Annotated in this window: 2 protein-coding genes; both read left to right on the top strand. The window is 43.7% G+C overall.

Annotation, left to right across the window (positions count from 1 at the left end):
- The first annotated feature begins 25 nt into the window (after positions 1–25).
- Positions 26–787, top strand: a complete 762-nt coding sequence (locus Q0191_RS00650) for an elongation factor Tu (RefSeq protein WP_297662888.1) — start codon at positions 26–28, stop codon at positions 785–787.
- 20 nt (positions 788–807) lie between these two features.
- Positions 808–1340: glycine--tRNA ligase subunit alpha (locus Q0191_RS00645; RefSeq protein WP_297662886.1), on the top strand; the 533-nt coding region annotated here is incomplete at its 3' end.

The raw sequence follows: 1340 nt of genomic DNA, 5'->3' as shown, positions 1-1340 counted from the left end.
CTATTGTTCGAAAGAAAGGAGATTCGTGGAGAACCTTTATCTTGTAAAAGACGAGAACCAATTAGCAGCTTTTCGAGGTTTCGTCGCAAAGAATGCCGCAAAGTTGCAGGACTATCTAGCTTTTTTGAAAGACGAGTTTGCGGTTTATGACTTGCCGCAAGCCATCATTTGGTCCGATTTTGATTCTGCTACGCAGATCATTCGGGAAATTCCTGTGCCGGCTTATACAAATGATAAGCGGATGGTTATGACTCCCGAGTTGACGGTTTGGAAAGATTTGTATCTCCTTCAGTTGGAGAATTACGAGTCCTCTCACCAAACTCAAGCAATAGCAAACCACTATCAGTCTTTGTCTGAAAATTCTCTCTTACAGATTGTGGGCCATGAGTTGGCTCATTGGTCGGAGCATTTTTTAGATGACTTTGATGGATACGGTGCCTATATCTGGTTTGAAGAAGGTATGGTTGAGTATATTAGCCGCAAGTATTTCTTTACAGATGAGGAATTTCAAACGGAAAAGGCTTGTAATCAGTCTCTTGTTGAGCTCTTTCAAAAAAAGCACGATTGGCACTCATTGAATGATTTCGGCACTTCGACCTATCAAGGACATTATGCTAGTATTTTTTATGAATATTGGCGCAGTTTTTTGACAGTTGACAAGCTAGTAGAAAATCTAGGAAGTGTGCAAGCAGTCTTTGATTCTTATCATCGGTGGGCAAATACAGATAAGACACTTCCCTTGTTGGATTGGTTCATAGAACAGAAAATAATAGACAAAGAGATATAAACAAACAAAAGGAGTAACAAATGTCTAAAAAATTGACTTTTCAAGAAATTATCTTGACTTTACAGCAGTTCTGGAATGACCAGGGCTGTATGCTCATGCAGGCTTATGATAATGAGAAGGGAGCGGGAACGATGAGCCCCTACACTTTCCTGCGTGCCATTGGTCCTGAACCATGGAATGCGGCCTATGTAGAGCCGTCTCGTCGGCCAGCAGATGGTCGTTATGGGGAAAATCCCAACCGTCTTTACCAGCACCATCAATTTCAGGTGGTTATGAAGCCATCTCCAAGCAATATCCAAGAACTTTACTTGCAGTCTTTGGAGCTCTTGGGCATCAATCCGTTGGAGCACGACATCCGCTTTGTCGAGGATAACTGGGAAAATCCGTCAACCGGCTCGGCTGGTCTGGGCTGGGAAGTCTGGCTGGATGGTATGGAAATCACTCAGTTCACTTACTTCCAGCAGGTCGGAGGTCTGCCAACTCATCCGGTGACTGCTGAGGTGACTTATGGTCTGGAGCGTCTGGCTTCTTATATCCAAGAAGTGGACTCAGT

Origin of the sequence: uncultured Streptococcus sp., assembly GCF_938036805.1 — a bacterium.
In the GTDB taxonomy this organism is placed as follows: domain Bacteria; phylum Bacillota; class Bacilli; order Lactobacillales; family Streptococcaceae; genus Streptococcus.
This window is presented reverse-complemented; position numbering and strand designations above follow the sequence as displayed.